The organism is Pseudomonas sp. 2VD (assembly GCF_005503585.1).
In the GTDB taxonomy this organism is placed as follows: Bacteria; Pseudomonadota; Gammaproteobacteria; order Pseudomonadales; family Pseudomonadaceae; genus Pseudomonas; species Pseudomonas aeruginosa.
In genome coordinates this window covers 1-6,072 of the sequence record NZ_SCND01000354.1, presented here as the reverse complement: position 1 = coordinate 6,072, position 6,072 = coordinate 1, and the positions used below count along the sequence as shown (strand labels likewise).

The window sequence follows — 6,072 nt, the reverse complement described above, 5'->3', positions numbered from 1 at the left end:
AGATTGGTATAAGAGACAGATTGTATACAAAAAATGAAGCAAGCCCATGTCCGACCTCCCTGCCCGCCCCTCCCGCCTCAACGGCCTGCGTCACCTCGCCCTGCTGGTGCCCAACCTGGAAGAATGCGAGCGCTTCTATGTCGACGTGCTGGGCATGGAAGTGCTGAACCGCGCCAACGAAGACCTGGTGTATCTCACCTGCGGCAACGACAACCTTTCCCTCGGCCGCGCCCACGCCGCCAGCAACGGCCTGCAGACCATGGATCACTATGGCTTCGTCGTCGACAGCGTGGAGGAACTGGAGGCCTGGTACCGTTACCTGAAGGCGCAGGGCGTGACCCTGCTCGACCAACCCTTCGACCACGGCGACGGCGCGCGCAGCTTCCACCTGCTCGACCCGGCGGGCAACAAGGTGCAGCCGCTGTACCATCCGGCGGTATCCGGGCAGCGTCTGGCCTGAGCCTCGGGCAGCCCTCTCCCCCTCTCCCTGAAGGGAGAGGGGCGACTCGGTACACTCAGTGCCAGCAACCTCGCTGGCTCCTCATCTCCACTTCTTGACTTTCATCAAGCGCGTTCCGCCCCCGCTCCTCCTAGCATCCGGCAACGGAAGCGATTCCACCGCCAGGCGCAGACCCCACCGCAGCGCGGCGTCCCTTTTTTCGCCGGTAGCCAGTAGTAGATGGAACCTATGCGCGCCCTTCGTTTTTCCGCCGGATCGTGGCGGTGTGTCTTCGCCTGGATGCTCCTGCTGGTCGGCCTCGCCGCCCAGGGTGCCGAACTCAGCGAGTTGGAGCGTCTGCGCATCGCCCAGGTATTCCCCGCGGTCGAGCGGATCGGCGACCCCGAAGGCGACTACGGCGTACGCCGCCTGAGCAAGGGCGAGGAAACCCTCGGCTACGCCTTCCAGACCCTCAGCGTCACCGACATCCCGGCCTACTCCGGCAAGCCGATCAACCTGCAGGTGATCCTCGATCCGCAGGCGGTTATCCGCGACGCCTACGTCCTCGAACACCACGAACCGATCCTGCTGATCGGCATCCCGGAAGAGAAGCTGCACGCCTTCAGCGCCAGGTACGACGGCGTGCGCGCCGACCAGCGGGTGGTGGTCGGCCGCTCCAGCGACCCGCAGGCGGTTACCGTCGACGCGGTGAGCGGCGCCACGGTGACGGTGATGGTGGTCAACGAGATCGTCATGCGCGCCGCGCATACGGTGGCGGTTGCCCTCGGCCTGATCGAGGACCGCGGCAATGTGCGGCCCAAGCCGGCGCAGGTGCGCCAGCAGCCGGCAGCGACGGCGAGCTGGAGCGAATTGCTCGGCAACGGCGCAATCCGCCGCCTGCAGTTGAGTCGCGGGCAGATCGACGACGCCTTCAAGGGCAGCGAGGCCGAAGGCATCGGCGAGGCCGACGCGGCGCACCGCGACGAGCCGTTCATCGATCTCTACAGCGCCCTGCTCAACCCTCCCGCGGTGGGCCGCAGCCTGCTCGGCGACAACCAGTACCGCGAACTGATGGCGTCGCTGAAGCCAGGCGAATACGCCTTCGTCGTGCTCGGCGACGGCGAGTATTCCTTCAAGGGTTCCGGCTACGTGCGCGGTGGCATCTTCGATCGGGTCCAACTGCGCCAGTTCGGCGACATCATCAGCTTCCGCGACCTCGACTACCAGCGCCTGTCGGACGTCTACGCCGAAGGCATGCCGGAGTTCCGCGAGATGGCGATCTTCGTCGCCCGCGCCAGCCAGCGTTTCGATCCGGGCTCGCCCTGGACCCTGGAGTTGCTCGTGCGGCGCCAGACCGGCCCGGTGGCGGGGGTATTCACCAGCTTCGAGCTGGCCTGCCAGACGCCCGAGGAATACCTAGAGCGGCCGCAGCCAACGGCCGAGGAACTGGCCGCCCTGGAAGAGGCTGCCCGGCCGCTGTGGCTGCGGGTCTGGTACCAGAAGAGTTTCCAGATCGGGGTCCTCTGTACCGCCCTCGTCCTGCTCCTGGCGATCCTCTTCCTCCAGGACCGCCTGGTGCGACGGCCGCGCCTGATGCAGCGACTGCGCACCGGCTACCTGGCGTTCACCCTGGTCTACCTGGGCTGGTACAGCCTCGGCCAGCTATCGGTGGTCAACGTGCTGACCTTCGTCCACGCGCTGTTCGAAGGCTTCCGCTGGGAGCTGTTCCTCAGCGACCCGCTGCTGTTCATCCTCTGGACCTTCACCGCAGCCAGCCTGCTGCTCTGGGGCCGCGGCGTGTTCTGCGGCTGGCTGTGCCCGTTCGGTGCGCTACAGGAACTGCTCAACGAACTCGCGCGCAAGCTCCGCGTGCCGCAGTTCCAGGTGCCGTTCGCCGTGCACGAGCGGCTCTGGGCGATCAAGTACATCATCCTGCTGGTGCTTTTCGGTCTCTCCCTGGAATCTCTGGCGCTGGCCGAGCAGGCCGCGGAGGTGGAGCCGTTCAAGACCGCCATCACCCTCGGCTTCGACCGCCAGTGGTGGTTCGTCGCCTACGCCGTCGCGCTGCTGGCGGTCAACCTGTTCACCCGCAAGGTCTATTGCCGCTACCTCTGCCCGCTGGGCGCGGCCCTGGCGATCCCGGCCAAGGCGCGCCTGTTCGACTGGCTCAAGCGCCGCGCGGAATGCGGCAAGCCGTGCCAGCTCTGTGCCCGCGAATGCGAGATCCAGGCGATCCATCCGGACGGCCGCATCGAGGCCAACGAATGCCACTACTGCCTCGACTGCCAGATGACCTACCACGACCAGGACAAGTGCCCGCCGCTGGTGAACAAGCGCAAGAAGCGCGCGAAGAGCGCGCCGGCGGACAACGCGCGGATACCCGCGGAGAACCTCTGACCTGGCTCCCTTTTCCCCTGACTGCCCTTGAGGACGACACGAGATGAGCGACGACACGAAAAGCCCCTACGAAGAAACCCATGGCCTGAACCGCCGCGGCTTCCTCGGCGCCTCGGCGCTGACCGGAGCCGCCGCCCTGGTTGGCGCCAGCGCTCTGGGCAGCGCGGTGGTCGGCCGCGAGGCCCGGGCCGCGGGCAAGGGCGAGCGCAGCAAGGCCGAGGTCGCCCCCGGCGAACTGGATGAGTACTACGGGTTCTGGAGCGGCGGACATTCCGGCGAAGTACGCGTGCTCGGCGTGCCGTCGATGCGCGAGCTGATGCGCATACCGGTGTTCAACGTCGACTCGGCCACCGGCTGGGGCCTGACCAACGAGAGCAAGCGGGTCCTCGGCGACAGCGCGCGCTTCCTCAACGGCGACTGCCACCATCCGCACATCTCGATGACCGACGGCAAGTACGACGGCAAGTACCTGTTCATCAACGACAAGGCCAACAGCCGGGTCGCGCGCATCCGCCTGGACGTCATGAAATGCGACCGCATCGTCACCATTCCCAACGTCCAGGCGATCCACGGCCTGCGCCTGCAAAAGGTGCCGCATACCCGCTACGTGTTCTGCAACGCCGAGTTCATCATCCCCCATCCCAACGACGGCTCGACCTTCGACCTGTCCGGCGACAACGCCTTCACCCTGTACAACGCCATCGACGCCGAGACCATGGAAGTGGCCTGGCAGGTGATCGTCGACGGCAACCTCGACAACACCGACATGGACTACAGCGGCAGGTTCGCCGCCTCCACCTGCTACAACTCGGAAAAGGCCGTCGACCTCGGCGGCATGATGCGCAACGAGCGCGACTGGGTGGTGGTGTTCGACATCCCGCGCATCGAGGCCGAGATCAAGGCGAAGCGCTTCGTCACCCTCGGCGACTCGAAGGTGCCGGTGGTCGACGGCCGGCGCAAGGACGGCAAGGACAGCCCGGTGACCCGCTACATCCCGGTACCGAAGAATCCCCACGGGCTGAACACCTCGCCGGACGGCAAGTACTTCATCGCCAACGGCAAGCTCTCGCCGACCTGCACCATGATCGCCATCGAGCGCCTCGGCGACCTGTTCGCCGGCAAGCTGGCCGACCCGCGCGACGTGGTGGTGGGCGAGCCGGAACTGGGCCTCGGCCCGCTGCACACCACCTTCGATGGCCGAGGCAACGCCTATACCACGCTGTTCATCGACAGCCAGTTGGTGAAGTGGAACCTGGCCGACGCGGTGCGCGCCTACAAGGGCGAGAAGGTCGACTACATCCGCCAGAAACTCGACGTGCAGTACCAGCCGGGGCACAACCACGCCACCCTGTGCGAGACCAGCGAAGCCGACGGCAAGTGGATCGTGGTGCTCAGCAAGTTCTCCAAGGACCGCTTCCTGCCCACCGGTCCGCTGCACCCGGAGAACGACCAGTTGATCGACATTTCCGGCGAGGAAATGAAGCTGGTCCACGACGGCCCGACCTTCGCCGAACCGCACGATTGCATCCTCGCCCGCCGCGACCAGATCAAGACCCGCAAGATCTGGGACCGCAAGGACCCGTTCTTCGCCGAGACGGTCAAGCGCGCGGAAAAGGACGGCATCGACCTGATGAAGGACAACAAGGTCATCCGCGAGGGCAACAAGGTCCGCGTCTACATGGTCTCGATGGCGCCCTCCTTCGGCCTCACCGAGTTCAAGGTGAAGCAGGGCGACGAAGTCACCGTGACCATCACCAACCTCGACGAGATCGAGGACGTGACCCACGGCTTCGTCATGGTCAACCACGGCGTCTGCATGGAGATCAGCCCGCAACAGACCTCGTCGATCACCTTCGTCGCCGATAAGCCCGGGGTGCACTGGTACTACTGCAGCTGGTTCTGCCACGCCCTGCACATGGAAATGTGCGGGCGGATGCTGGTGGAAAAGGCTTGATCCACGCAGCGCGGTCGATGGCCGGGCGCCGTGCGGGGCCGCTCCTCGCCCTGCTCCTGCTCGGCCTCGCCACGGCCCGCGCGGAGCCGGTCGACGGCCTGCCGCTGCGGGCCGACGGCGATGGCCGCTGGAGCCTGGCGGCGGGCCGCTACGCCGGCAACTTCGTCATCGACCGACCGCTGCACCTGCGCTGCGAGGCCGGCGCCGAACTGGACGGCGGCGGCCACGGCAGCCTGCTGACCCTGACCAGCCCCGGGATCACCGTCGAGGGCTGCCGGCTGCGCAACTGGGGGCGCAACCTGACCGAACTCGACGCCGCGATCTTCGTCGGCAAGGCCGCCAGCGGCGCCGTGATCCGCGGCAACGACCTGCGCGGCGCGGGCTTCGGCGTCTGGCTCGACGCCACGGCGGGCGCGCAGGTGCTCGACAACCGCATCGAGGGCGACGAAAGCGTGCGCTCCCAGGATCGCGGCAACGGCATCCACCTCTATGCGGTGAAGGACGCCCTGGTCCGCGGCAACCGGGTCAGCCACACCCGCGACGGGGTCTACATCGACACCTCCAACGACAGCAGCATCGAAGCCAACCGCTTCGAGGACCTGCGCTACGGCGTGCACTACATGTTCACCCACAACAGCCGGGTGACCGACAACCTGACCCGGCGCACCCGCACCGGCTACGCGCTGATGCAGAGCCGCAAGCTGACCGTGACCGGCAACCGCTCCATCGACGACGAGAACTACGGCATCCTGATGAACTACATCACCTACTCGACCCTGGCCGGCAACCGCGTCGAGGGCGTGCGCAGCGGCAGCACCGGTGACGCGATGATCTCCGGCGCCGAGGGCAAGGCGCTGTTCATCTACAACTCGCTGTTCAACCGCATCGAAGGCAACAGCTTCGCCGACAGCGCCCTGGGCATCCACCTCACCGCCGGCTCGGAGGACAATCGCATCGCCGGCAACGCCTTCATAGGCAACCGCCAGCAGGTCAAGTACGTCGCCAGCCGCGAGCAGGAGTGGTCCGCCGACGGCCGCGGCAACTACTGGAGCGACTACCTGGGCTGGGACCGCGACGACGACGGTCTTGGCGACGTCGCCTACGAGCCCAACGACAACGTCGACCGGCTGATCTGGCTGTACCCGGAGGTACGCCTGCTGTTGAACAGCCCGAGCACCTCGCCGGGCTCCAGGCGCAGGTCGAGCCCGCTCAGGGCGGTGAGGGCGCCGTAGCGCAGGGTCGCGCCGTCGATCTCGACCAGGCTCATGGCCTCGGCTCCGCG

At 66.7% G+C, this 6,072-nt stretch carries 4 protein-coding genes; all 4 read left to right on the top strand.

Translation table 11 applies throughout. The features are described 5' to 3' along the window. Positions 1–46: 46 nt before the first annotated feature. The 4 genes from FFS27_RS26800 to FFS27_RS26785 all read left to right on the top strand — a co-directional run bounded on the left by FFS27_RS26800 (position 47) and on the right by FFS27_RS26785 (position 6,022). On the top strand, positions 47–460 hold the full coding sequence (locus tag FFS27_RS26800; RefSeq protein ID WP_137952321.1) for a VOC family protein: 414 nt from the start codon (positions 47–49) through the stop codon (positions 458–460). 228 nt (positions 461–688) lie between these two features. Then, the gene (gene nosR, locus FFS27_RS26795; RefSeq protein ID WP_023100890.1) at positions 689–2,836 is read left to right on the top strand and encodes a transcriptional regulator NosR; all 2,148 of its coding nucleotides are present in this window, start codon (positions 689–691) and stop codon (positions 2,834–2,836) included. A 43-nt stretch (positions 2,837–2,879) separates the two neighbouring features. After that, entirely contained in the window at positions 2,880–4,790 is a 1,911-nt protein-coding gene (gene nosZ / locus FFS27_RS26790; protein ID WP_023100889.1) for a TAT-dependent nitrous-oxide reductase, read from the top strand. Continuing rightward, positions 4,787–6,022 (top strand): nitrous oxide reductase family maturation protein NosD, encoded by a 1,236-nt coding sequence (locus FFS27_RS26785; protein ID WP_137952320.1) that lies wholly within the window; start codon positions 4,787–4,789, stop codon positions 6,020–6,022. The genes nosZ and FFS27_RS26785 overlap by 4 nt, the downstream gene beginning before the upstream one ends. Positions 6,023–6,072: the final 50 nt, after the last annotated feature.

Bases quoted from the DNA above. Each gene is read 5' to 3' on its own strand.
- FFS27_RS26800 (WP_137952321.1), top strand. From the start codon at position 47: ATGTCCGACCTCCCTGCCCGCCCCTCCCGCCTCAACGGCCTGCGTCAC.
- nosR (WP_023100890.1), top strand. From the start codon at position 689: ATGCGCGCCCTTCGTTTTTCCGCCGGATCGTGGCGGTGTGTCTTCGCC.
- nosZ (WP_023100889.1), top strand. From the start codon at position 2,880: ATGAGCGACGACACGAAAAGCCCCTACGAAGAAACCCATGGCCTGAAC.